We start from the raw sequence: 24,769 nt of genomic DNA, 5'->3' as shown, positions 1-24,769 counted from the left end.
TCGACTATGGACGGTCAAACGGGCATTTTTATGGTGGTTCATCCGGGCTCTTTGGGGTCTGGAGAGGTGTGGTAACCACCATTTTCCAAAGATGTCCCGGATGAACAACGTACAGAGAGATCACAACTAACAGTCGACTCTCCCCAGCCGACGCACAGCCGGCCGTGCGTTGCCGCGTTACAACGCTTCCAGGCTGCACCACGGCAATTCGGGCAGTCCCTGCCCGGCCACCGCCGCCGCCAGTTGCGCATCGGCGCCGTCGACATCGATGCCCTGGCGCGCATACCACGATGGATCGTAGTAGCTCTGCGCGTAGCGCTCGCCGCTGTCGCACAGGATGCTGACGATGCTGCCCTGGTGGCCCGCCTCGCGCATCCACTGCGCCGCCTGCAGCACACCGATGAAGTTGGTGCCGGTGGAGCCACCGACACGGCGGCCCAGCTGGCGGCTGACATGGCGCATCGCGGCCAGGCTCAGCGCATCGGGCACCTTCACCATCGCATCGACACTGGTCGGGATGAAGCTCGCCTCTACCCGCGGCCGGCCGATGCCTTCCACGCGCGAGCCACCGCTGCAGGTCAGGCCGCGCCAGTCCTGCTCACCGGCCACGGCGGCTTTGTAGCCATCGAAGAACACCGACACTTCCGGGTCCGCACAGAGGATGCGGGTGTCATGCCGGCGATAGCTGACATAGCGGCCCAGCGTCGCTGCGGTACCGCCGGTACCGGGGCTGCACACGATCCATTCCGGAACCGGGCTGGGCTCCTCGGCCATCTGCTTGAAGATGGACTCGGCGATGTTGTTGTTGGCACGCCAGTCGGTGGCGCGCTCGGCATAGGTGAACTGGTCCATGAAGTGGCCGCCGGTTTCACGGGCCAGCTTTTCCGAATCACAGTTGAGGTCGCAGGCACGTTCGACCAGGTGGCAACGGCCGCCGTGGAACTCGATCGCGGCGATCTTTTCAGGCGAGGTGGAGGCCGGGATCACCGCAATGAACGGCAGGCCGAGCAGCCGCGCGAAATAGGCTTCGGACACGGCGGTCGAGCCGCTGGAGGCCTCGATCACCGGACGCCCTTCACGCAACCAGCCATTGGCCAGCGCATACAGGAACAGCGAGCGCGCCAGCCGGTGCTTCAGGCTGCCGGTGGGATGGCTCGACTCATCCTTCAGGTACAGGTCGATGCCCTCGAACCCTGGCAGCGCCAGCGGAATCAGGTGGGTATCGGCGGAACGGTTGAAATCAGCTTCGATCTTGCGGATGGCGGCAGCCACCCATTCACGCTGCGACATGGCGGGCAATCGTTGTCAGGACGGAACGGTGCGATCCGGCCATTGTACGTCGCAGTGCCGTCAGGTGCTGGCCGGTAGAATGGCTCAATCCGGCCGGCAACGGCCCTGTCTGAAGGACCTCCCCCCATGACCATTCCCGCCCTGCGCGATGTTCCCGGCGTCGCCGCCCAGGCCCCGGCCGAAACCACCGGCTTCGTGTTCAACCACACCATGCTGCGCGTGAAGGACATTGCCGCTTCGCTGGACTTCTACACCCGCGTGCTCGGCTACCAGCTGATCGACAAGCGCGACTTCCCCGAGGCCCAGTTCAGCCTGTACTTCCTGGCCTACGTGCCCGCTGGCGTCACGGTGCCGGAAGATGACAACGCCCGCCGCCTGTGGATGGCCGGGCTGCCGGGCGTGCTGGAACTGACCCACAACCACGGCACCGAAACCCAGGACGGCGCGGTCTACCACGACGGCAACAGCGACCCGCGCGGCTTCGGCCACATCTGCGTGTCGGTGCCGGACATCGAGGCCGCCTGCCAGCGCTTCGAGGATCTGGGCGTGACCTTCCAGAAGCGCCTGACCGACGGCCGCATGAAGAACCTGGCTTTCATCAAGGACCCGGACGGCTACTGGGTCGAGATCATCGCCAACGTCTGACCCGAAAAGGGGACGGAGGGGATTAAGTCGTTTCTGGCATTATTGGGCTGGAAGCGACTTAATCCCCTCCGTCCCCTTTTTCTGCGAGGTTGGTATGGAAACGATGGAACTGCACCGCGGCCGCCTGATCGACCACATCCAGCTGGTAGTGCGCGACCTGGCGGCCAGCCGCCGCTTCTACCAGGCGGTGTTCGATACGATCGGCATCCCAATCGCCGGTGAAGGCGATGACTACTTCTGGGCCGATGAGCTGTTCATTTCCAGCGCCAGCAGCACGGCCGCCGCCGGCCAGCTGACCGGCCGCCACCATCTGGCCTTCCAGGCCCGCGACAGCGCCACCGTCGATGCCTTCCATACCGCCGCGATCGCCGCCGGCGGCACCGACAACGGCGCGCCCGGTGAACGCCCTTACCACCCGGGCTACTACGGCGCGTTCGTGCTCGACCCGGATGGCAACAACATCGAAGTGGTCTACCACGGCCCAGCCAACTACAGCGCCGACTCGGTGAAGGTTACTTTCTGATTTCACCGATGCCGTGAACGAAGAAGCCGGGAAATGCCCGGCTTCTCTGCTTCCAGCGCTGCAGCCCTCAGTGGGCGGCCATGTAGATGTCCTGCAGCACGGCCTTTTCCAGCTCCAGCTCGCCCAGCAGGTTCTTCACGATGTCGCCCAGGCTGAGGATGCCGACCAGACGAGTGCCTTCGGTGACCATCAGATGACGGCGCCGCGAGTACGTCATCAACGACATGGCCTGCTTCAGGGTGGCCTCCGGGGCGATGCCCTCCAGGCCGGTGGACGGCAGGCTGGAAATCACCCGGCGGCCGGCCTGCGGGCCGTCGTCGGCCAGGGTACGCACGATGTCCTTCTCGGAAATGATGCCGACCGGGGCATCGTCCTTCATCACCACCAGTGCAGCGATCCTGTGCGCGCTCATCTTGTGGGCGGCGGCACCGATGGTGTCTTCGGCATCGATGGTGATGACAGCTTCTTTCTTGGATTGCAGGAGTTCGCGGACGTTCATTCTTGTTTCCTGGTGCAGGTCACTGAAGTCAAAAAGTGTGCTCTTCCGATACGCCCCCTCCCCGGGAACAGACCTTTCAGCGCACGTCTGGCGCACCCGGCTGCCGCTTGGAACGGATCGGCAGACGACGTGCTGCAACGCGAACGAGGTGGGCTCAACCGCTCAACCCGGACCTCGGTCAAATCGATTCTACGACTGCGACCATCGGTCACTACCGGCATCGATAGGACAGTTCGTCGTGGGAACCAACCGACGATCCAGAGAATGGCACCGCGGCTGAAACCGCCGCTGAATACACGCGATGCTACGCGTTAAAGATTGATTGCCTGCTGCCGACGGTGGACAGAACACCCTGTCGCTGTCCCACTTGCCGCTGCCACCGGCACAAACGAAAGGGGGCCCACACGGCCCCCTTCGCTTGCAACCTCCAACCGAGCTGACGGGTGTTACTCCACCGTCACGCTCTTGGCCAGGTTGCGCGGCTTGTCCACGTCGGTGCCGCGCGCCAGCGCGGTGTGGTAGGCCAGCAACTGCACCGGAATGGTGTGCACGATCGGGCTGAGCACGCCGGCATGACGCGGCGTACGGATCACGTGCACGCCTTCGGACTCGTTGAAGTTGCTGTCCTGGTCGGCGAACACGAACAGTTCACCGCCACGCGCGCGCACTTCCTGCATGTTCGACTTCACCTTCTCCAGCAGGCTGTCGTTCGGCGCGATCACCACCACCGGCATGTCCTCGTCCACCAGCGCCAGCGGGCCATGCTTCAGCTCGCCTGCCGGGTAGGCCTCGGCGTGGATGTAGGAGATTTCCTTGAGCTTGAGCGCGCCTTCCAGCGCGATCGGGTAATGCAGGCCACGGCCCAGGAACAGCGCGCTGCTCTTGCGTGCGAAACGCTCGGCCCACGCAGCGATCTGCGGCTCCATGTTCAATGCGTGCTGCACGCTGCCCGGCAGGAAGCGCAGCTGCTCGAGGTAGTCCGCTTCCTGCGCCGCGTCGATGCGGCCGTGCAGCTTGCCCAGCACCACGGTCAGCTGGAACAGGGCCGCCAGCTGGGTGGTGAAGGCCTTGGTCGAGGCCACGCCGATCTCGGCACCGGCACGGGTGTAGCACACCAGTTCGCTGGCGCGCGGAATCGCACTTTCCGGCACGTTGCAGATCGACAGCGTGTGCTTGTGGCCGAGCGACTTGGCGTACTTCAGCGCTTCCATCGTATCCAGCGTTTCGCCGGACTGGGAGATGGTGACGATCAGATGCTTCGGGTTCGCGTAGGCCGCGCGATAGCGGTACTCGCTGGCGATCTCCACGCTGCACGGAAGGCCGGCGATGGCTTCGATCCAGTAGCGCGCGGTCAGGCCGGCGTAGTAGCTGGTGCCGCAGGCGATGATCTGCACACCCTCGATGCCCGACAGCACCGCTTCGGCGTTCTTGCCGAACAGCCCGGCCGGGAAACCACCGGCGTCGATCGCCGCCTCGATGGTGTCGCCCAGCGCGCGCGGCTGCTCGTGGATCTCCTTCTGCATGAAGTGGCCGTACGGGCCCAGCTCCAGCGATGCCAGCGACACATCGGACAGATGCACGTCGCGCTCGATCGGCCGGTCGTGCTCGTCGAAGATGCGCACGCCATCGCGACGGATCTCGGCGGTATCGCCCTCTTCCAGGAAAATGACCTTGCGGGTGGCCGAGATCACCGCCGAGACGTCGGAGGCAACGAAGTTCTCGCCCTCGCCCAGGCCGATCAGCAGCGGGCAGCCCATGCGCGCGCAGACGAAGCGCTCCGGCTCGGCGCGGCTGACCACGGCCAGCGCGTAGGCGCCGGTCAGTTCCTTCACCGTGTGCTGCAGCGCCACCAGCAGGTCGTCGCCATCCTTCAGGTGGTGGTGGATCAGGTGTGCGATGACTTCGGTATCGGTCTGCGACTCGAAGGTGTAGCCCAGCGCGCGCAACTTCTCGCGCTGCTCTTCGTGGTTCTCGATGATACCGTTGTGCACCAGCGCCACGCCCTGGCTGATGTGCGGATGCGCATTGGCCTCGGTGACACCACCGTGGGTGGCCCAGCGGGTATGGCCGATGCCCAGCACCGCGTTGAAGCCCTCGGCCTCGGCCGCCGTGGCCATTTCCGACACTCGGCCGGTACGACGCACGCGACGCACCTCCGACCGCTCGGCATGGTCGATCACCGCGATACCCGAGGAATCGTAACCACGGTACTCAAGGCGCTTCAGACCCTCGATCAGCACCGGCACTACGTCGCGATCAGCGATCGCACCCACGATTCCACACATGTCACGCGTTTCCTTGAAGACGATTGTCGCATTCTAGCCTGCGTGCCCGGCTTCCCCCTCCTGTCCGCTTAATGAAAGTGTCCGGAAAGGTGTCCGCGGACACCCGGACACTTCACATCAAGCCCCACCCCCTTGACCCATAAGGAATTAAAGTTGGCACGCTACGTGCTTGGTACTGGCTACCACCGTCAGGCACGCACCCGATGATCCGCGACACTTCCGCCCAGGACCAGATCGTTTCCTCCGCTCCGGCCAGCGCTCCGCGCGCCAACTGGCTCCGTTACCGTTGGCCGGCGCTGGGCACGATCGCCCTGCTCGCCGGCATCGGCTGGGCCGTGCACGCCTGGTCCAACGCCAGCCGCTCCTTCGACAGCAGCCGCGTGCGCATCGCCGAAGTGAAGCGGGGCGACCTGGTCCGTGACATCGCCGCCGACGGCCGCGTGATCGCCGCCAACAGCCCGGTTCTGTATGCCATCTCTGCGGGCACCGTGGACCTGAAGGTGGTCGCCGGTGACGTGGTGAAGAAGGGGCAGGAGCTGGCGGTCATCGACAGCCCCGAACTGCGCAGCAAGCTGGCCCAGGAACAGGCCACCCTGGCCGGCCTGGAGGCCGAGGCCAGCCGTGCCGCGCTGGACGCCACCCTGGCCCGCGCCAAGTCGCGCAAGGAAACCGACCAGGCCACCATCGAACGGCAGGCCGCCGACCGCGACCTGCAGCGCTACCAGCGCGGCTACGACGGCGGGGCGGTGCCGCAGATCGACCTGGCCAAGGCCAAGGACTCGCTGAAGAAGGCCGACATCACCCTGGCCAACGCCACCACCGATGCCCGCCTGCAGAGCCAGGGCGCGGATCTGGATGCCCGCAACAAGCGCCTGCTGGCCGATCGCCAGAAGGCGGTGGTGGCCGAAGTACAGCGCCAGGTCGATGCGCTGACGCTGCGTGCCCCGTTCGATGGCCAGGTCGGCCAGGTGCAGGCGGTGCAGTCCACCAACCTGGCCGCCAATGCCCCGGTGCTGGGCGTGGTCGACCTGTCCAAGTTCGAAGTCGAGATCAAGGTGCCGGAGAGCTTCGCCCGCGACCTGGCGATCGGCATGCCGGCACAGCTGACCGGTGGCAACGGCCAGCCGTTCCCGGGTGAGATCAGCGCGGTGTCGCCGGAAGTGGTCAACGGCGAGGTCAATGCCCGCGTGCGCTTTGCCAGCGCGCAGCCGGAAGGCCTGCGCCAGAGCCAGCGGATGTCGGTGCGCGTGCTGCTCGATACCCGCAGGAACGTGCTCAAGGTCGAGCGCGGCCCGTTCGTCGAACAGGGCAATGGCATGGCCTACGTGATGGATGGCCGCACCGCCGTGCGCCGTCCGGTGGAACTGGGCGTCAGCAGCCTGGGCGAAGTGGAAATCAAGTCGGGTGTGCAGCCGGGCGACCGCATCGTGGTCTCCGGCAGCGACCTGTTCAAGGACGCCGAACGCGTCTCCGTCAACTGATACCTGATACCTGAATCCTGGAGAGAGGACACCCCATGTACATGCTCGAAATGCGTTCGGTCGCCAAGGTCTTCCGCACCGAACAGGTGGAAACCCACGCACTGCGCTCGCTGGAACTGCAGGTCAAGGAAGGTGAGTTCGTCGCGGTCACCGGCCCGTCCGGCTCCGGCAAGACCACCTTCCTCAACATCGCCGGCCTGCTGGAAACCTTCACCAGCGGTACCTACATGCTGGACGGCCAGGACGTGAGCACGCTGGGCGACGACGCCCGCAGCCGCCTGCGCAACCAGAAGATCGGCTTCATCTTCCAGGGCTTCAACCTGATCCCCGACCTGAACCTGTTCGACAACGTCGACGTTCCGCTGCGCTATCGCAGGATGAGCGCCAACGAGCGCCGCGAACGCATCGAGAAGGCACTGACCCAGGTCGGCCTGGGCTCGCGCATGAAGCACTATCCGAATGAACTGTCGGGTGGCCAGCAGCAGCGCGCGGCCATCGCGCGTGCGCTGGCCGGCAGCCCGCGCCTGCTGCTGGCCGACGAACCGACCGGCAATCTGGATACGCAGATGGCCCGGGGCGTGATGGAGCTGCTGGAGGAGATCAACGCCGCCGGCACCACCATCGTGATGGTCACCCACGACCCGGAACTGGCCGCGCGTGCGCAGCGCAACGTGCACATCGTCGATGGCCAGGTGACCGACCTGGTGCGCGAGCCGGTGCTGGCCACGCCGTTGCGCCACATCGTCGCCGTCAACGAGTGAGGGCCCGACCATGTTCGCCTACTACGCCCGATTGGCGGCGCGCAGTTTCCGCCGCAACAAGGTCCTGACCGCGCTGATGGTGATCGCCATCGCGCTCGGCATCGGCGCCTCGATGACCACGTTGACCGTATTCCACGTGCTGTCCGGCGACCCGATTCCGGGCAAGAGTGACCGCCTGTTCTACGTGCAGCTCGATGCCGCGACCGGCGCCTATGTCGCCGGCGAGGAACCGGAAACCCAGCTGACCCGCTTCGACGGTGAAGCGCTGCTGCGCGAGGCCAAGGGCGAGCGCCAGGCGCTGATGAGCGGCGGCGGCGGCACCATCGAACCGGACAACAGCACGCTCAAGCCCTTCAGCATCGACACCCGCTGGACCTCGGCCGATTTCTTCCCGATGTTCGAGGTGCCCATGCAGTACGGCCGCCCCTGGACGCGCGAGGACGATGAAGGCCGCGCACGCGTGGTGGTCATCTCCAAGGCGCTCAACGACAAGCTGTACCAGGGCGCCAACAGCGTGGGCCGCGACCTGCGCATGGAAGGCCAGAGTTACCGCATCGTCGGCGTGATGAAGGAATGGAGCCCGGAGCCGCACTTCTACGACCTGACCACCGGCAGCTACGGCAAGAACGAAGACCTGCTGCTGCCGATCTCCACCTCGTTCGACCTGAAGCTCGGCAACAACGGCAACATGAACTGCTTCGGCGAAAACCCGGACGGCAACAGCTACTCGCTCAATGCACCGTGCGCGTGGCTGCAGTACTGGGTGGAAATGGACCCGGCCAAGGCCGGCGACTACCGCCGCTACCTGGAGAACTATTCGACCCAGCAGCGCGAGGCAGGCCGCTTCAAGCACCCACCGAACGTGCGCCTGCGCACCGTGATGGAATGGCTGGACTTCAATGGTGCCGTGCCCAGCGACGTGCGCCTGCAGCTGTGGCTGGCGCTGGGCTTCCTCGGTGTCTGCCTGGTCAACACGGTAGGCCTGCTGCTGGCCAAGTTCCTGCGCCGCAGTGGTGAGATCGGCGTGCGCCGTGCACTCGGTGCCAGCCGTGGCCAGATCTTCCTGCAGTGCCTGGTGGAAGCCGGCGCGGTGGGCGTGGTCGGTGGCGTGCTGGGTATCGGCCTGGCCCTGCTTGGCCTGTTCGCGGTGCGCCAGCAGCCGGTGGAATACGCAAAGCTGGCCCACCTGGACGGCAACATGCTGCTGCTCGCGCTGGGCCTGACCCTGTTCGCCAGCCTCGCCGCCGGATTCCTGCCCGCCTGGCGCGCGATGCAGGTCACCCCGGCCATCCAGCTCAAGTCGCAGTAAGCACCTGAACGAGGACTCCCATGGACATCCGCCCCATCCTCAGCACACTGCGCCGGCACAAGACCGCTGCCGCTCTGATCGTGCTGGAAGTCGCACTGACCTGCGCCATCGTCTGCAACGCGCTGTTCCTGGTCAGCCAGCGCGTGGAGAAAATCAGCATGCCCAGCGGTATCGCCGAGAGCGAACTGGTGATGCTGCGCGTCAGCGGCATCGGCAAGCAGACCGACGCCATGTCCCGCACCCGCGAGGACCTGGCATCGCTGCGCGCGATTCCCGGCGTCAGCAACGTCACCATCATCAACCAGGTTCCCTTCCGCAACGGCTCCTCCAGCAGCAGCATCTCGCGGGTGATCGACCAGGAACGGCCGACCACCAACGCTTCGATGTACACCCTGTCCGAGAACGGGGTGGCCACGATGGGCATCAATCTGATCGCCGGCCGCGATTTCCTGCCCGACGAGTACCAGAACTTCGAAGACGTCAGCAAGGGTGGCGCCAAGGAAAAGGCCATCCCGGTCATCCTCACCCAGGCCACCGCCGCCAAGATGGAGCCCAACGGCAGCGCCCTGGGCAAGACCTACTACATGGGCAAGCAGTCGCTGCATGTGGTCGGCATCGTAGACACGCTCAGCACACCCAATGGCTGGAATGACAACTGGACCAACTCGATGCTGCTGCCGATCCGGGTCAGCTTCGACAAGGGGGGCACGTACGTGTTGCGCACTTCGCCGGAACGCCGCCAGGAGGTGCTCGATGCCGGTGCCGCCGCGCTGGAGCGCAATGACCCCAACCGCCTGATGCGCGACAAGCTGACCTATGAAGACCAGCGCAAGGACTTCTTCAAGAACGACCGCGCGATGGTCGGCCTGCTGATCACCGTCAGCATCTCGCTGCTGGTGGTCACCGCGCTGGGCATCATCGGCCTGGCCAGCTTCTGGGTGCAGCAGCGCAGCAAGCAGATCGGCATCCGCCGTGCGCTGGGCGCCACCCGCGGGCAGATCCTGCGCTACTTCCAGACCGAGAACTTCCTGCTGGCCTCGCTGGGCATCGTGCTGGGCATGCTGGCCGCGTACGCGATCAACCTGGCCCTGATGAACCTGTACGAGCTGCCGCGCATGCCGCTGTACTACCTGCCGCTGGGTGCGCTGCTGCTGTGGATACTGGGCCAGATTGCGGTGTTCGGTCCGGCACGGCGTGCGGCGGCGGTACCGCCTGCGGTCGCCACGCGGGGCGCGTGAGATGCGTGCCTGCGCGATGTGCCTGATGCTGCTCCTGCCCCTGCCGGCGCTGGCCGGTGGTGGCAGCGCACAGACGCTGGAATGGCGCCGCGATGGAGCGCGGCTGTCGCTGCGCTCGACCGAAGGCCAGGTGCATGTGGAGGCCGCCAGCCCGGAAGTGCGCTTCGGCGTGCGCAGTGGCGATCGCATCCTCCGCGTGGACGACACGGCGGTGCGCCGGGTTGAACATCTGGCCGAGGCACTGCGCCATTCCCACGCGGCCAGCGCCTATCTGTTGCTGCGCCGCGACAAGCGCGAACTGACGGTGGCGGTCAACGCCGCTGCGTGGCGACAGGCATTGGAGGTCCCGCCACCACCCGCGCCACCACCTCCGCCAGCCCCACCCGGGCGCTGAGCATCATCCGCTCCTGCACGGCCACAGGTTTGGCTATGCTTGATGGGTGGCGCCGGGCTCTCCCGGTGCGTGGACACGAACGGCTCCATCGGCGCCGCCCATCCCTTTCTGCAGAACCGCTTGATGCCTGCGATCCTGATCATCGACGACAACGCCAGCGTGGGTACTGCGCTGGACGTGCTGTTCTCCCTGCACGACATCGACACCCTGCAGGCGCACACGCCCGCCGATGGGCTGGCCCTGCTCGAGTCGCAGCCGGTCGATCTGGTGATCCAGGACATGAACTTCAGCGAGGACACCACCTCCGGTGAGGAGGGCGAAGCGTTGTTCGCGCAGATCCGTGCGCGCCATCCGGACCTGCCGGTGATCCTGCTGACCGCCTGGACCCACCTGAGCAGTGCAGTGGACCTGGTCAAGGCCGGTGCGGCCGACTACCTGGCCAAGCCCTGGGACGACCGCAAGCTGATGACCACGGTCAACAACCTGCTGGAACTGTCCGAGGCACGCCGCGAACTGGACCGGCGCCGCAGCCGTGAACTGCACCAGCGCAACGCGCTGGAAGAGAAGTACGACCTGTGCGGCGCGGTCTTCGCCGACCCCGCCAGCGAGCGCGTCATCGCCCTCGCCTGCCAGGTCGCACGCTCGGAACTGCCGGTACTGATCACCGGCGCGAACGGTGCCGGCAAGGAGAAGATCGCGCAGATCATCCAGGCCAATTCGCTGGTGGCCAAGGGCCCGTTCGTGGCGGTCAACTGTGGCGCGTTGCCCTCGGAACTGATCGAAGCCGAACTGTTCGGTGCCGAGGCCGGTGCGTATACCGGCGCCAACAAGGCGCGCGAAGGCAAGTTCGAGGCCGCCGATGGTGGCACCCTGTTCCTGGATGAGATCGGCAACCTGTCGCTCGGCGGGCAGATGAAGCTGCTGCGCGTGCTGGAAACCGGCCGCTTCGAGCGCCTGGGTTCCAACCGCGAGCGCCAGGTCAAGGTCCGCGTGGTCAGCGCGACCAATGCCGACCTGCCGGCGATGATCCGCGAGGGTACCTTCCGCGAAGATCTCTATTACCGCCTCAACACGGTGGAACTGGTGCTGCCGCCGCTGGCCGACCGCCCGGGCGACATCGTGCCGCTGGCCGAGCGATTCCTGACCGCTGGCAAGCTGCTGTCCAGCGCCGCCACCGCAGCACTGCAGCGGCACCCCTGGCCAGGCAACGTGCGCGAGCTGCGCAACGTGATCCAGCGTGCCGAACTGCTGGCCACCGGCAACCGCATCGAAGTGGCCGATCTCAACCTGCCGCGCGCAGCCGCCGCACCACGACCGGCACCCAGCGCAGGCAATGATCCCGACCGCGCACGCATCGAGGATGTGCTGGCGCGCAACCATGGCGTCATCGCCCAGGCCGCCGCCGAGCTCGGCCTGAGCCGCCAGGCGCTGTACCGGCGCATGGACCGCCACGGTATTCCACGCGAATGAAGCGGCGCTCGTTCACTTTCCGCCTGTTCCTGCGCCTGCTGCCGGTGCTGGCACTGGCTGCGGCACTGCCGTGGCTGCTGGCCTACTGGATGGACCATGGTTGGGTGGTGACCACGGTATCGGCGCTGATCCTGCTGTCGCTGATGTGGTGGACCCTGCGCCGTGCCACGGCGCCGGTACGCTCGCTGATGCGTGCCCTGGCGGGCACCACCAGCAGTTATCGCGACGGCGAATACAACTTCGGCGTGCACTGGCCCGGCAATGACGAGCTCGGCGACCTGGTGCAGGCACACCGGGAACTGGGTGATGTACTGCGTGAGCAGCGGCAGGGCCTGGTGCAACGTGAGCTGCTGCTGGACACCATGGTGCAGAACACGCCGGTTGCGATGCTGTTGATCGCCTCCGGCGGTGATGGCATCGCCCGCGTGGTGTTCTCCAACCTGGCCGCGCGCAAGCTGCTGCACGGCGGCTGGAAGCTGGAAGGCCAGCGCCTGGAAGACGTGCTGGAACAGGTGCCGGTGGAACTGCGCGATGCCATCGCCCGTGGCGGTGACAGCCTGTTCGCGGTGCACGCCGAGGGGGAGGACGGCGATGAGGATGACGAGCAGGTCTATCACCTCTCGCGGCGTGCCTTCCAGCTCAACGGTCGTCCGCACGACCTGCTGCTGGTGCGCCTGTTGACCGCCGAGCTGCGCCGCCAGGAAGTGCAGACCTGGAAGAAGGTGATCCGGGTGATCAGCCACGAGCTCAACAACTCACTGGCGCCGATTGCTTCGCTCGCCCATTCCGGCGGCGTGCTGGTGCAGCGTGAGCGCTTTGACCGGCTGCCCGAGATCTTCACCACCATCGAGGACCGCGCACGCCACCTGGAAGGCTTCATCCGTGGCTATGCGCGCTTTGCCAAGCTGCCACAGCCGCAGCTGCAGACCGTGCACTGGGCGCCGTTCCTGTCCAGCCTGCGCCAGCAGATCCCGTTCGGCATGGAACGTGAGCCGGACGAGGAGCTGAGCAGCCGCATCGACATCGCGCAGTTCGGGCAGGCGTTGTTGAACCTGCTGAAGAATGCGCACGAAGCCTGCGCTGAAGCCGAGCCGCCCAACGACGATGTGCAGGTACAGCTGACCCGGCTGCCGCAGTGGCTGCGCCTGGACGTGCTTGACCGCGGCAAGGGCATGAACGAGCAGGTGCTGCAGAACGCACTGATGCCGTTCTATTCGACCAAGCGCAATGGCACCGGGCTGGGGCTGGCGCTGACGCGGGAGATCGTGGAGGCCCACGGCGGACGGGTGTCACTGCAGAACCGCGGCGATGGCGGGTTGTGCGTGTCGATCCTGCTGCCGGTGGGTTGAGCGGACCGATCGGGTAGATCCACGCGATGCGTGGATTTGCCGACCGAGGTCGGCACCTACCAGGCCTGCCGCATCGCCACGCGTAGATGCATCGGAAACCCCAGCGCGGCCTCTTCGGCCATCACCGCCTGCAGCCCTGCACCCCACTCCGCCTCCGGTACGGCGACGAACCCTTCACTGGCATAGAAGGCCGCATTCCACGGCACGTCGGACAACGTGGTCAGCACGGCCGAGCGATAGCCCGCCGCCCGGGCCTGTACCAATGCATGGCGCAACAACGTGCGCCCATGACCTTGCCGCGCGTGTGCAGGGTCCACATCCATCTGCAGCACGTGGAACTCACCTGCCAGTTCGCCGGCAAGCAGATAGCCGGCGATGCCACCGTCTGCCGCATCCACCACCCACAGCTGCCCGCGTTCAAGGCCATCCTGTAGTGTCGGCAGGTCCAGGCCATGCCCGGCGAACACCGGATAGGCCTCATGGCCCCTCAACACCTCGCCGGCGCGCTGCTCGATGCCGGGCAGCACACCGAGTTCATCGGGGCGGGGAATGCGGGGCTCAGGACTTCTTGAGCGGGCGCTTCCAGCCATCGATGGTTTCCTGTCGGACACGCGCCAGTGTCAGCTTGCCGTCCGGCGCGTTGCGGGTGATGACCGAACCGGCGGCAATGGTCGCGCCGTCGCCAATGGTCACCGGTGCCACCAGCGAGCTGTTGGAGCCGATGAACGCGTTGTCGCCAATGGTGGTGGTCGACTTGTTCACGCCATCGTAGTTGCAGGTGATGGTGCCAGCGCCGATGTTCACCTTGCTGCCGATCACCGCATCGCCCAGGTAGGTGAGGTGATTGGCCTTGCTACCGACACCCAGCGTGACCTTCTTGGTCTCGACGAAGTTGCCGACGTGCACGCCATCGGCCAGCACGGTGCCCGGTCGCAGGCGCGCGAATGGGCCGATCTGCGCGGCGCCCTCGGTAACCACGCCCTCCAGGTCGCAGTGCGCACGCACTTCGGTGCCCGGCCCAAGGTTGACGTCCTTCAAACGGTTGAACGGACCGACGGTGACGCCGTCGCCGAGCACCACGTTGCCCTCGAGCACGACATCGACGTCGATCAGCACGTCGCTGCCCACGGTGACAGTGCCGCGGATGTCGAGCCGGGCCGGATCGCGCACGCGCGCCCCCTGTGCGCACAAGGCCCGTACCGCACGACGCTGCCAGGCGCGCTCCAGCTGCGAGAGCTGCCAGGGGTCGTTTGCCCCTTCGGCCTCCTGCGCGTCGGCCACCAGCGCCATTTCGGCCGGCGTGTATTCATGGGCGGCAAACGCAAAGACATCGGTGAGGTAGTACTCGCCCTGTGCATTGCTGTTGGAAAGCTGCGACAGCCAACGGCGCAGCGCAGTCGATTCGGCGGCGATGATGCCGGTATTGATCGTGCGCACGCGCAGCTGGTCATCGGTGGCGTCCTTCTGCTCGATGATCGCGCCAACCTTGCCCTCGGCATCGCGCAGCACGCGGCCATATCCGGTCGGGTCATCGACATCGGCCACCAGTACCGCCAGCCGGCCCGGCTGTGCGAGCAGGTCGCGCAGGGTCTGCGCACGGATCAGCGGCACGTCGCCGTACAGGACCAGCACCTGCGCCAGGTCGGGAACCTGGGGCATCGCCTGCGCTACCGCATGGCCGGTGCCGAGCTGCTGAGCCTGTTCGGCCCATTGCAGGTCGGGCTGGCCGGCGAAGTACTGGCGCACCGCCTCGCCGCCATGGCCATGGACCACGTGGATCGCCGCCGGCTGGAGCTCACGGGCCGCGTCGATCACGTGCGCCAGCATCGGCTGGCCCGCGATCGGCTGCAGCACCTTCGGCAGCACCGACTTCATGCGCTTGCCTGCGCCGGCGGCGAGGATGATGACGTGCAGGGGTTGGGTCATGGGAACGGCGGTCCGTGGTTCGTTGCCGGTGATTCTAGAGCGTGCGCCGTTAACATGGGCATCCCTCCTCCCTTCGCCATGCCGATGAGCCTCGTCCGCCAGGGAAGCGCCTACCTCGTCATCGGGCTCGTGCAGCTGCTGCTCGACTGGCTCGTGTTCGTGGTCACCACCGCACTGGGCATGCCCGTGGCGCCGGCCAACATCGCCGGGCGCCTGGCCGGCATGCTGCTGGGCTTCTGGCTCAACGGCCGCTACACCTTTGCCGAGGCCGGCACCCGCAAGCTGGGATGGAAGCGATTTGCACGCTTTTTCAATCTATGGCTGCTGCTCACCGTGGCGAGCACATTGCTGGTGAGCCTGGTGGACCATGCGCTGGGCCTGCAGTACACCTGGCTGGCCAAACCGCTGGTGGAAGGCGGCCTGGCGTGTGTGTCGTTCCTGCTGATGCGGTACGTGGTGTATCGCTGAGACGGCACCAGGATCGGGATCGGGATCGGGGACCGGGACCGGGACCGGGACCGGGACCGGGATCGGGATCGGGGACCGGGATCGGTGATCGGGATCGGGATCGGGACTGGGGACCGGGACTGGGGACCGGGACTGGTAGAGTCGACTGGTAGTCGACTAACGCTCGCAGCGCGGGATTTTCGCGGCCTGAACGTAGAGCAGTCGACTAACAGTCGACTCTACCCAGTCGACTCTACCCAGTCGAATCCACCCGGTCGACTCTACCCAGCCACCCGAACAAAAACGCCGGCGCAGGGCCGGCGTTTTCGTGGATGCAGCGCGGAACCTCAGTGCTTGAGGGTCTTGCGCAGGCGTTCCAGGGCCTGCAGCTGGACGACGGCTTCGGCCAGCTTCTGCTGGGCTTCGGCCACTTCCATGGCTTCACCGCGGTTGGCCAGGATGCGCTCGGCTTCTTCCTTGGCCTTGCGGACCGAGGCTTCGTCGATGTCCTGCGCGCGGATCGCGGTGTCGGCCAGCACGGTCACCACCTGCGGCTGCACTTCCAGGATGCCGCCGGAAATGGCGAAATCCAGCTGCTCGCCATTCGGCGTGGTCACCACCACCTTGCCCGGCTTCAGGCGGGTGATCAGCGGCGCGTGCTTGGGCGCGATGCCCAGTTCGCCCAGCTCACCGGTGGCCACGACCAGGGTCGCTTCGCCACGGAAGATTTCCTGCTCGGCGCTGACGATGTCGCAACGGATCGTGCTCATGCAAATCTCTTCGCTGTTCGCGGCGGCGCAATGCCGCCGTGGGAGTCCACCGGCGCGGGCGGTTGCCCGGCGCCGGCGTCAGGTCGGGCAGGATCGCTCCCGCCCGCCCCGGATCAGGCCTTCTCGGCCATCTTCTTGGCCTTCTCGACCGCTTCTTCGATGCCGCCGACCATGTAGAACGCCTGCTCCGGCAGGTGGTCGTACTCGCCATCGACGATGGCCTTGAAGCCACGGATGGTGTCCTTCAGCGGCACGTACTTGCCCGGCGAACCGGTGAACACTTCGGCCACGTGGAACGGCTGGCTGAAGAAGCGCTCGATCTTACGGGCGCGCGACACGGCCTGCTTGTCCTCTTCGGACAGTTCGTCCATGCCCAGGATCGCGATGATGTCCTTCAGTTCCTTGTACTTCTGCAGGGTCTGCTGGACGCGCTGGGCGGTGTCGTAGTGCTCGTGGCCGATGACCAGCGGGTCCATCTGGCGGCTGGTGGAGTCCAGCGGATCCACGGCCGGGTAGATACCCAGCGAGGCGATCGAACGCGACAGGGTAACGGTCGAGTCCAGGTGGGCGAAGGTGGTTGCCGGCGACGGGTCGGTCAGGTCGTCCGCGGGAACGTAGACGGCCTGGATCGAGGTGATCGAACCGTTCTTGGTCGAGGTGATGCGCTCCTGCAGGACGCCCATTTCCTCGGCCAGGGTCGGCTGGTAACCCACGGCGGACGGCATGCGGCCCAGCAGTGCCGACACTTCGGTACCGGCCAGGGTGTAGCGGTAGATGTTGTCGACGAACAGCAGGACGTCCTTGCCCTTGCCGTTTTCGTCCTTCTCGTCGCGGAAGTACTCGGCCATGGTCAGGCCGGTCAGGGCGACGCGCAGACGGTTGCCCGGCGGCTCGTTCATCTGGCCGTACACCATCGCCACCTTGTCGAGGACGTTGGAGTCCTTCATTTCGTGGTAGAAGTCGTTGCCCTCACGGGTACGCTCACCCACGCCGGCGAACACGGACAGACCGCTGTGCGCCTTGGCGATGTTGTTGATCAGCTCCATCATGTTGACGGTCTTGCCGACGCCGGCGCCGCCGAACAGGCCGACCTTGCCGCCCTTGGCGAACGGGCACATCAGGTCGATGACCTTGATGCCGGTTTCCAGCAGTTCGGTGGCCGGGGACTGGTCTTCGTACGACGGGGCCGCACGGTGGATTTCCCAGCTGTCGCTGGCGGCCACCGGGCCGGCTTCGTCGATCGGACGACCGAGCACGTCCATGATGCGGCCCAGGGTGCCGGCGCCGACCGGCACCGAGATGCCACGGCCGGTGTTGACGGCAACCAGGTTGCGCTTCAGGCCGTCGGTGGAACCGAGGGCGATGGTACGCACCACGCCGTCGCCCAGCTGCTGCTGGACTTCGAGGGTGATCTCGGTGTTTTCCACCTTCAGTGCGTCGTACACCTTCGGCACCGATTCACGCGGGAATTCGACGTCGACGACCGCGCCGATGATCTGAACGATCTTGCCCTGACTCATTGCTGCATCCTCTAATGTGTGCTTTGAACGAACGCGGTCAGACTGCTGCCGCGCCGCCGACGATTTCGGAGATTTCCTGGGTGATCGCTGCCTGGCGCGCCTTGTTGTAGACGAGCTGCAGGGTGCCGATCAGCTTGTTGGCGTTGTCGCTCGCCGCCTTCATCGCAACCATGCGTGCCGCATGCTCGGAGGCGACGTTTTCCAGCAGTGCCTGGTACACCAGCGACTCGATGTAACGCGTCATCACGTGCTCGAGCACGGTCGCGGCATCGGGTTCGTACAGGTAATCCCAGTCGTGGTGAGCGACCTGCTTCTCAGCCGGCGGCAGCGGCAGCAGCTGATCGAAGCTGGCCTTCTGCACCATGGTGTTCACGAAGCGGTTGTAGACCAGGTACACGCGGTCGATCTTGCCTTCGGTGAAGGCGTCGAGCATGACCTTGATCACACCGATCAGCGATTCCAGCTTCGGCACGTCGCCGATGTGGGTCACGCTGCCGACCATGTTGACCTTCACGCGGCGGAAGAAGGTCGAAGCCTTCTGGCCGATGGTCACCAGGTCCACTTCCGCACCCTTGTCCTGCCATGCCTTGGCTTCGCCCAGCATCTTGCGGAACAAGTTGTTGTTCAGGCCGCCGGCCAGGCCGCGATCGGAGGAGATCACGATGAAGCCGACCCGCTTGACCTGCTCACGCTCGACCAGGAACGGATGCTGGTAGTCGGTGCTGGCCTGGGCCAGGTGACCGATCACCTGCTTCATCGCCTGCGCGTACGGACGCGAGGTCTTCATCCGATCCTGCGCCTTGCGGATCTTGGAGGCCGAGACCATTTCCAGGGCGCGCGTCACCTTGCGGGTGTTCTGCACGCTCTTGATCTTGGTTTTGATTTCGCGTCCGCTTGCCATCTCTTGTTTCCCGTGGCGCGGGGCTGCTGCCCCGCGTTGTTCAACCGTTTGTCATCTGGTCCAGCGGAGCCAGCGGCTCCGCTCTACAGGACCGCGATTACCAGCTGCCGGTGGTCTTGAACTCGGCGATGCCCTTCTTGAAGGCACCTTCGATGTCGTTGTCCCAACCGCCGGTGGCGTTGACCTTGCTGACCAGCTCGCCCTGGGTGTTGGCGAAGTGGGCGTGCAGGCCTTCTTCGAACGCCAGCAGCTTGTTGACCGGCACGTCGTCGAGGTAACCCTCGTTGACGGCGTAGATCGACAGTGCCTGGTTGGCGATCGACATCGGCGCGTACTGCTTCTGCTTCATCAGCTCGGTGACGCGCTGGCCACGCTCCAGCTGCTTGCGGGTCGCTTCGTCCAGGTCCGAGGCGAACTGCGCGAACGCAGCCAGCTCGCGGTACTGGGCCAGCGAGATACGGATGCCGCCGGACAGCTTCTTGATGATCTTGGTCTGGGCCGAGCCACCGACGCGCGACACCGAGATACCGGCGTTCACGGCCGGGCGGATGCCGGCGTTGAACAGGTCGGTTTCCAGGAAGATCTGGCCGTCGGTGATCGAGATCACGTTGGTCGGAACGAAGGCGGACACGTCGCCGGCCTGGGTTTCGATGATCGGCAGCGCGGTCAGCGAACCGGTCTTGCCGGTGACCTTGCCTTCGGTGAACTTCTCGACGTATTCCTCGGACACGCGGGCAGCGCGCTCGAGCAGACGGGAGTGCAGGTAGAACACGTCACCCGGGTAGGCTTCACGGCCCGGCGGGCGCTTCAGCAGCAGCGAGATCTGGCGGTAGGCGACAGCCTGCTTGGACAGATCGTCGTACACGATCAGCGCGTCTTCGCCGCGGTCCATGAAGTACTCACCCATGGTGCAGCCCGAGTAGGCGCTGATGTACTGCATGGCAGCCGATTCGGAAGCGGTCGCGGCCACCACGATGGTGTGGGCCAGCGCGCCGTTCTCTTCCAGCTTGCGCACGATGTTGGCGATGGTCGAAGCCTTCTGGCCGATCGCAACGTACACGCACTTGATGCCGGTGCCCTTCTGGTTGATCACGGCATCGATCGCCATCGCGGTCTTGCCGGTCTGGCGGTCACCGATGATCAGCTCGCGCTGGCCACGGCCGATCGGGATCATCGAGTCGACCGACTTGTAGCCGGTCTGCACCGGCTGGTCGACCGACTTACGCCAGATCACGCCCGGCGCAACACGCTCCACCGGAGCGGTCAGGTCGGTGCCCAGCGGGCCCTTGCCGTCGATCGGCTCGCCCAGCGCGTTCACGACGCGGCCCAGCAGTTCCGGACCGACCGGCACTTCCAGGATGCGGCCGGTGGTCTTGGCGACGTCGCCTTCGCGCAGGTGCTCGTAGTCACCCAGCACCACGGCGCCGACCGAGTCGCGCTCCAGGTTCAGGGCGAGGGCGAAGGTGTTGTTCGGCAGTTCGATCATTTCGCCCTGCATCACGTCGGCCAGACCGAAGATGCGCACGATGCCGTCGGACACGCTGGTCACGGTGCCTTCGTTGCGCGATTCCGCGGCCAGCTTGACCTTTTCGATGCGGTTCTTGATCAGTTCGCTGATTTCGGAGGGGTTGAGCGTGGTTGCCATCGTCAAGTCCTAGTGCCGGCAGCGGGGCCGGACGTTAAATGAATTCAGTTAGCGAGCGCGGTCTGCAGACGGGCCAGCTTGCCCTTCAGCGAACCATCGATGACCACGTCGCCGGCGTCGATCACGGCGCCGCCGATCAGCGAGGCATCGACCGCGGTGGTCACGTCGACCTCGCGGTTGAAGCGCTTGCGCAGCGCGACCTTGATCGCGTCCAGCTCACCGGCCGACAGTTCGGCGGCCGAGGTGACGGTGGCCTTGACCACGTGCTCGGCTTCGGCGCGCAGGGCGTCGAACATGCCGGAAATCTCCGGCAGCAGCGGCAGACGATGCGATTCGGCCAGGATGGCCAGGAAGCGCGAGTAGGTCTCGCCGTGGGACACCGGCGCCAGCAGGGCGACGGCGTCGTCACGACCCAGCTCCGGGTTGGCGAGCAGGGCCGCCACGCGCGGGTCGGCGGCGACGTGGGCGGAGAACGCCAGGGCGTCCGACCACGGCGCGAACGCGCCTTCGTCGCGCGCGGTCGCGAACGCGGCGCGGGCGTACGGGCGGGCAAGCGTGAGGGCCTGGCTCATCCTTAGATCTCCGAGGCCAGCTCGTCGAGCAGCGCCTTGTGGGCGTTGGCGTCGATTTCGCGCTTGAGCAGCTTTTCGGCACCGGTCACGGCCAGCGCGGACACCTGCTTGCGCAGATCTTCACGGGCACGGTTGGCGGCGGCGTCGATTTCAGCCTGGGCCAGTTCCTTCTGACGGGTGGCTTCGGTGATCGCTTCGTTACGGGCAGCATCAACGATCTGGTTGGCACGCGCGTGGGCCTGATCGATGATCTCGTTGGCCTTGGTGCGTGCTTCCTTCAGCGCTTCGTTGACCTTCTCCTGCGCCTGGGCCAGATCTTTCTGGCTGCGGTCGGCAGCAGCGAGGCCTTCAGCAATCTTCTGCTGGCGCTCTTCGATCGCGTTCATCAGCGGCGGCCAGATCTTGGTCGCGATGATCCAGATCAGACCAGCGAAGGCCAGCGCCTGCGCAAGAAGGGTGAAATTGATATTCATGGTTAGCTCGATCGCTGGTTTCGGGGTGGACGCGCCGCCGTAGCGGCACATCCGGCCTTCATCCGAAACCGGGTGCATCAGCACCCGGTCGTCTCAAACCGCTGTATCAGCCGGCCAGAGCCTTGGTGACGGCGCCAGCGAAGGCAGCCGACAGCGGGTTGGCGAAGGCCAGCAGCAGGCCAACGGCGACCGAGATGATGAACGCGGCGTCGATCAGGCCGGCGGTGATGAACATGCGGACCTGCAGGACCGGGATCAGTTCCGGCTGGCGGGCGGCCGACTCCAGGAACTTACCAGCCATGATGGCCAGACCCAGACCGGCGCCCAGCGCGGCCAGGCCGATCATGATGCCGACGGCAAGGGCGGTGGAGCTCTGAATCTGCGCGAAGTTGGTCAGGACGGCGAAGTACATGGTTATCTCCAGGAACTTAAGTTGCTAAGGGTGATGAAACGGATGAAGGTTGAAACGCGTTGAAGCTTGAAACTCAGTGAGCGTCTTCCGACAGGCTCAGGTACACGATCGACAGCATCATGAAGATGAAGGCCTGCAGCGGGATCACCAGCAGGTGGAACAGCATCCAGCCGAGGCCGAACACACCACCGGCAATGGCACCGAAGAAACCGGCACCACCCAGCACCCAGATCAGCAGGAACACGATTTCGCCGCCGAACATGTTGCCGAACAGTCGCATCGCCAGCGAGATCGGCTTGCTCAGCCACTCGACGATGTTGAGGATCAGGTTGAACGGCATCATCCACTTGCCGAACGGGGCCGTCAGGAATTCCTTGATGAAGCCGCCCAGGCCCTTGGACTTGAGCGCGAAGAACAGCATCAGGAAGAACACGCTGATGGCCATGCCCAGGGTGGCATTGACGTCAGCGGTCGGCACCGGCTTCCAGTAGTGCACGCCCGCCCATTCCAGCGGCTTGGCGATGAAATCGGCCGGGATCATCTTCAGCAGATTCATCAGCAGAATCCAGAAGAAGATGGTGATGGCGATCGGCGTGACCAGCTTGCTCTTGCCGTGGTAGGTGTCCTTGGCCTGGCGGTCGACGAACTCCAGGCAGATTTCAACGAAGGCCTGCCACTTGCCCGGCACGCCGGCGGTGGCCTTGCGGGTGCCCAGCCAGAACGCGACAACGATCACCAGGCCCATCAGGACCGCGGTGAGGAAGGTATCGACGTGGATATGCCAGAACATACCCTCACCCTTGCCGACCGGCGCGGTCAGGTTGTGCAGGTGATGCTGGATGTAGCTGGTAGGGGTTAGAGCCTCGCCCGCCATGTGTCCGGAACCTTCAGTTAATTGAATTCTGTCAACGCCTGGCCATCGCCAGGACCTGGAACATCAAGCCGACGGCGATACCGGCCAACAGCGCCAATGCAGGCAGCTTGAAGACCAGGAACCCCACCAGCAGGACGCCGAAAACCACGACCCACTTGGCCACGATCGCAATGATCAGGCGAGCCATCGCCGATCCTGCGGCCAGTGCCCCACCGCCCAGTGCCATCCGTGCCGCCACCCAGCCACCGGCCGAAATGGCCACACCGGACGCCAGCGCGCCGAGGGCGTATTTCGGACCTACCAGCAGGAAGGCCAGGGCCAGGACAGCCACTGCGGCCAGCGGGTAGACCGCGGCGCGCAGCATCAGTCGCCGACCCGCATCAACGGAGTTCAGCACAGGACGTCCCGCGTGGTTGCAAGTGGAGGGCTGAGGCGGCTACAGCAGGGGGGCCTCATCGAGCCGCCAAATTATAGCAATGGGACAATTTGCGAGACAACCGCTCCCTGTTCATCCCTGGAAGCCGCAAGTTGCGGTAACGGTTACATTTTTGCGTGCCACCAGGGGGACAATGACGTCCGCACCATGTTGCGACGCACTATTGAACTTTGGTCGCAGGCTGCGGAACTTTCGTCAGACATGCCGGTCCGATCATTCGACCTGCCTGCAGCATCCTCGTCGGCTCCGCCCCGCAGGTCCCACGATGGCCCCGAAGCCCGGCTCCGGGGCCATCTTTTTGCATCGTCGCGACAGCACTGAACCGTACACATGCCATGGACCATACGTTCACGCATGGTGGACGGGCCTGTCCGGCACAGTGGCCTTCATTCTGATGAACCACTGCAAGGACTCTTCGATGCGCCCCGTACCCACCCTGCTCGCCCTCTCCCTGCTCGCTGCCGGCGCCTCGTTCGCCAATGCGGCCCACGCCGCCGAAGGCGATGACCGCTTTGCCATCCGTCTGGGTGCGATGAACATCGATTCGGACAACACCCTCCGCGGCAGCACCACCGTGGCCGGCCAGGACATCTCCCTGAACCAGGACTTCAAGCTGGGTGGCAAGGAATGGGAGCCGCGCATCGACGGCATGTTCCGCATCAGCAACCGTCAGCGCCTCCTGTTCAACTACTTCAAGTACGACAAGGACCGCCGCGAGACCCTCGACCAGGGCATTTCCTTCGGCGGTGAGAACGTGCCGGCCGGCAGCTTCGTGAAGGGTGAGCTGAAGTACCAGGTGGCCAGCCTGGTCTATGACTACTCGGTGGTTGATACCGACACCTTCGACCTCGGCCTGCAGATCGGTGGCGAATACGCCAAGGTCAGCACCAAGGGCTACGCCGACCTGGGCACGGTGTACGAAGGCCAGTTCCTCGACGAGAAGGCCGATGGCGTGGCACCCGTGGTGGGCGCCCGCATGACCTTCACTCCGTCCGAGCGTTGGATGATCACGCTGCAGGGCCAGTACCTCAACACGCGCTGGGGCAGCTTCGATGACTACAAGGGCGACCTGAGCCGCGCCAATGCCATCGTCGATTACCGCTTCACCAAGAACTTCGGCGTGTTCGCCGGCTATGACTGGTTCAAGCTGGACGTGGACAAGAAGGGCAGCGACGGTACTGTCGGCCTGAAGCAGGAATTCAAGGGCCCGGTGGCCGGTATCAGCTTCGTGTTCTGATCCCCCGCCCCTTCCACGGCACCCTCTCTCCTGGCGCGGCCTCCGGAACATCGGGGCCGCGTTTTTTGTGGCATCGTCGAGCAGAGAAGCAGGTTGGTCGAGCGCGGGGGGAGAGGGGCTTGCGTGCGAATGTCCCCCGGCGCCGGCCTACGGCCGACGCCTCCTCCTTTACTTCGCACACAAGCCCCTCTCCCCCCGCGTGTCAGGAATCCGGGCGGCTTTGGCACTGGCTCTGACTATCCGCAAGCCGAGCCACTGCGCGGGTGGCGGGCGTTTCGACAAAGTAAAGGAGGAGGCGACCGCCACAGGCGG

At 65.4% G+C, this 24,769-nt stretch carries 25 protein-coding genes; 11 read left to right on the top strand and 14 right to left on the bottom strand.

Features of this window, described 5'->3' with window-relative positions:
* Window positions 1-177: 177 nt before the first annotated feature.
* A complete protein-coding gene (locus AC5P5X_RS18080) occupies window positions 178-1,290 on the bottom strand; it encodes a PLP-dependent cysteine synthase family protein (RefSeq protein ID WP_005411112.1) in 1,113 nt (370 codons plus the stop codon).
* Window positions 1,291-1,416: 126 nt separating this feature from the next.
* Between AC5P5X_RS18080 and gloA the strand changes: the two genes are divergently transcribed.
* Entirely contained in the window at window positions 1,417-1,935 is a 519-nt protein-coding gene (gene gloA, locus AC5P5X_RS18075) for a lactoylglutathione lyase (RefSeq protein ID WP_005414533.1), read from the top strand.
* Between the two features lie 94 nt (window positions 1,936-2,029).
* On the top strand, window positions 2,030-2,458 hold the full coding sequence (locus AC5P5X_RS18070; RefSeq protein WP_005414534.1) for a VOC family protein: 429 nt from the start codon (window positions 2,030-2,032) through the stop codon (window positions 2,456-2,458).
* Window positions 2,459-2,525: 67 nt separating this feature from the next.
* Here the strand turns inward: AC5P5X_RS18070 and AC5P5X_RS18065 are convergent, their stop codons facing one another.
* Window positions 2,526-2,957, bottom strand: coding sequence for a CBS domain-containing protein (locus tag AC5P5X_RS18065; RefSeq protein ID WP_012481312.1), 432 nt, complete (start codon window positions 2,955-2,957; stop codon window positions 2,526-2,528).
* Window positions 2,958-3,403: 446 nt separating this feature from the next.
* A complete protein-coding gene (gene glmS / locus AC5P5X_RS18060) occupies window positions 3,404-5,242 on the bottom strand; it encodes a glutamine--fructose-6-phosphate transaminase (isomerizing) (RefSeq protein WP_495216019.1) in 1,839 nt (612 codons plus the stop codon).
* A gap of 203 nt (window positions 5,243-5,445) precedes the next feature.
* On the opposite strand from glmS, the gene AC5P5X_RS18055 reads away from it, so the two are divergent.
* The 7 genes from AC5P5X_RS18055 to AC5P5X_RS18025 all read left to right on the top strand — a co-directional run bounded on the left by AC5P5X_RS18055 (window position 5,446) and on the right by AC5P5X_RS18025 (window position 13,244).
* Window positions 5,446-6,723 (top strand): efflux RND transporter periplasmic adaptor subunit, encoded by a 1,278-nt coding sequence (locus tag AC5P5X_RS18055; RefSeq protein WP_005414536.1) that lies wholly within the window; start codon window positions 5,446-5,448, stop codon window positions 6,721-6,723.
* Window positions 6,724-6,758: 35 nt separating this feature from the next.
* Window positions 6,759-7,484 carry an ABC transporter ATP-binding protein gene (locus AC5P5X_RS18050; protein WP_005411118.1) on the top strand — a complete coding sequence of 242 codons (726 nt, stop codon included), beginning with the start codon at window positions 6,759-6,761 and terminating at the stop codon, window positions 7,482-7,484.
* 10 nt (window positions 7,485-7,494) lie between these two features.
* A complete protein-coding gene (locus AC5P5X_RS18045) occupies window positions 7,495-8,793 on the top strand; it encodes an ABC transporter permease (protein WP_043035642.1) in 1,299 nt (432 codons plus the stop codon).
* Window positions 8,794-8,813: 20 nt separating this feature from the next.
* Complete coding sequence (locus AC5P5X_RS18040) at window positions 8,814-10,031, top strand: ABC transporter permease (RefSeq protein ID WP_111189472.1); 1,218 nt, start codon at window positions 8,814-8,816, stop codon at window positions 10,029-10,031.
* Between the two features lie 16 nt (window positions 10,032-10,047).
* Window positions 10,048-10,425 (top strand): PDZ domain-containing protein, encoded by a 378-nt coding sequence (locus AC5P5X_RS18035; RefSeq protein WP_024957071.1) that lies wholly within the window; start codon window positions 10,048-10,050, stop codon window positions 10,423-10,425.
* 123 nt (window positions 10,426-10,548) lie between these two features.
* Window positions 10,549-11,895, top strand: coding sequence for a sigma-54-dependent transcriptional regulator (locus AC5P5X_RS18030; protein ID WP_111189473.1), 1,347 nt, complete (start codon window positions 10,549-10,551; stop codon window positions 11,893-11,895).
* On the top strand, window positions 11,892-13,244 hold the full coding sequence (locus tag AC5P5X_RS18025) for a sensor histidine kinase (RefSeq protein WP_005414539.1): 1,353 nt from the start codon (window positions 11,892-11,894) through the stop codon (window positions 13,242-13,244). The genes AC5P5X_RS18030 and AC5P5X_RS18025 overlap by 4 nt, the downstream gene beginning before the upstream one ends.
* Before the next feature lie 56 nt (window positions 13,245-13,300).
* Here AC5P5X_RS18025 and AC5P5X_RS18020 read toward each other — a convergent pair whose 3' ends face one another.
* Window positions 13,301-13,834 carry a GNAT family N-acetyltransferase gene (locus AC5P5X_RS18020; RefSeq protein WP_111189471.1) on the bottom strand — a complete coding sequence of 178 codons (534 nt, stop codon included), beginning with the start codon at window positions 13,832-13,834 and terminating at the stop codon, window positions 13,301-13,303.
* Window positions 13,803-15,170 (bottom strand): bifunctional UDP-N-acetylglucosamine diphosphorylase/glucosamine-1-phosphate N-acetyltransferase GlmU, encoded by a 1,368-nt coding sequence (gene glmU / locus AC5P5X_RS18015; RefSeq protein ID WP_111172865.1) that lies wholly within the window; start codon window positions 15,168-15,170, stop codon window positions 13,803-13,805. Before glmU ends, AC5P5X_RS18020 begins: the two co-directional genes overlap by 32 nt.
* An 84-nt stretch (window positions 15,171-15,254) precedes the next feature.
* Between glmU and AC5P5X_RS18010 the strand changes: the two genes are divergently transcribed.
* Complete coding sequence (locus AC5P5X_RS18010; RefSeq protein WP_005411126.1) at window positions 15,255-15,638, top strand: GtrA family protein; 384 nt, start codon at window positions 15,255-15,257, stop codon at window positions 15,636-15,638.
* A 326-nt stretch (window positions 15,639-15,964) separates the two neighbouring features.
* Here AC5P5X_RS18010 and AC5P5X_RS18005 read toward each other — a convergent pair whose 3' ends face one another.
* The 9 genes from AC5P5X_RS18005 to AC5P5X_RS17965 all read right to left on the bottom strand — a co-directional run bounded on the left by AC5P5X_RS18005 (window position 15,965) and on the right by AC5P5X_RS17965 (window position 23,181).
* A complete protein-coding gene (locus AC5P5X_RS18005) occupies window positions 15,965-16,387 on the bottom strand; it encodes a F0F1 ATP synthase subunit epsilon (RefSeq protein WP_005411127.1) in 423 nt (140 codons plus the stop codon).
* Between the two features lie 113 nt (window positions 16,388-16,500).
* On the bottom strand, window positions 16,501-17,907 hold the full coding sequence (gene atpD / locus AC5P5X_RS18000; RefSeq protein ID WP_005411128.1) for a F0F1 ATP synthase subunit beta: 1,407 nt from the start codon (window positions 17,905-17,907) through the stop codon (window positions 16,501-16,503).
* 37 nt (window positions 17,908-17,944) lie between these two features.
* Window positions 17,945-18,808: a F0F1 ATP synthase subunit gamma gene (gene atpG, locus AC5P5X_RS17995; protein WP_005411129.1), complete on the bottom strand. Its 864-nt coding sequence runs from the start codon at window positions 18,806-18,808 to the stop codon at window positions 17,945-17,947.
* Between the two features lie 97 nt (window positions 18,809-18,905).
* On the bottom strand, window positions 18,906-20,453 hold the full coding sequence (gene atpA / locus AC5P5X_RS17990) for a F0F1 ATP synthase subunit alpha (protein WP_005411130.1): 1,548 nt from the start codon (window positions 20,451-20,453) through the stop codon (window positions 18,906-18,908).
* A 44-nt stretch (window positions 20,454-20,497) separates the two neighbouring features.
* Window positions 20,498-21,025, bottom strand: coding sequence for a F0F1 ATP synthase subunit delta (locus AC5P5X_RS17985; protein ID WP_005411131.1), 528 nt, complete (start codon window positions 21,023-21,025; stop codon window positions 20,498-20,500).
* Between the two features lie 2 nt (window positions 21,026-21,027).
* Window positions 21,028-21,498, bottom strand: coding sequence for a F0F1 ATP synthase subunit B (locus tag AC5P5X_RS17980; RefSeq protein WP_005419512.1), 471 nt, complete (start codon window positions 21,496-21,498; stop codon window positions 21,028-21,030).
* A 106-nt stretch (window positions 21,499-21,604) separates the two neighbouring features.
* Window positions 21,605-21,910: a F0F1 ATP synthase subunit C gene (atpE, locus tag AC5P5X_RS17975; protein ID WP_005411133.1), complete on the bottom strand. Its 306-nt coding sequence runs from the start codon at window positions 21,908-21,910 to the stop codon at window positions 21,605-21,607.
* 73 nt (window positions 21,911-21,983) lie between these two features.
* Complete coding sequence (gene atpB, locus AC5P5X_RS17970) at window positions 21,984-22,784, bottom strand: F0F1 ATP synthase subunit A (protein WP_005411134.1); 801 nt, start codon at window positions 22,782-22,784, stop codon at window positions 21,984-21,986.
* A 31-nt stretch (window positions 22,785-22,815) separates the two neighbouring features.
* Window positions 22,816-23,181, bottom strand: a complete 366-nt coding sequence (locus tag AC5P5X_RS17965; RefSeq protein ID WP_006394654.1) for a hypothetical protein — start codon at window positions 23,179-23,181, stop codon at window positions 22,816-22,818.
* A gap of 457 nt (window positions 23,182-23,638) precedes the next feature.
* On the opposite strand from AC5P5X_RS17965, the gene AC5P5X_RS17960 reads away from it, so the two are divergent.
* Complete coding sequence (locus tag AC5P5X_RS17960; RefSeq protein WP_032967007.1) at window positions 23,639-24,457, top strand: hypothetical protein; 819 nt, start codon at window positions 23,639-23,641, stop codon at window positions 24,455-24,457.
* The last annotated feature ends 312 nt before the right edge of the window (window positions 24,458-24,769 follow it).

Source organism: Stenotrophomonas sp. YJH_SMC_91 (assembly GCF_059368495.1).
The sequence above is the reverse complement of the archived record's forward strand: the minus strand, read 5'-3'. Positions and strand labels throughout refer to the sequence as shown.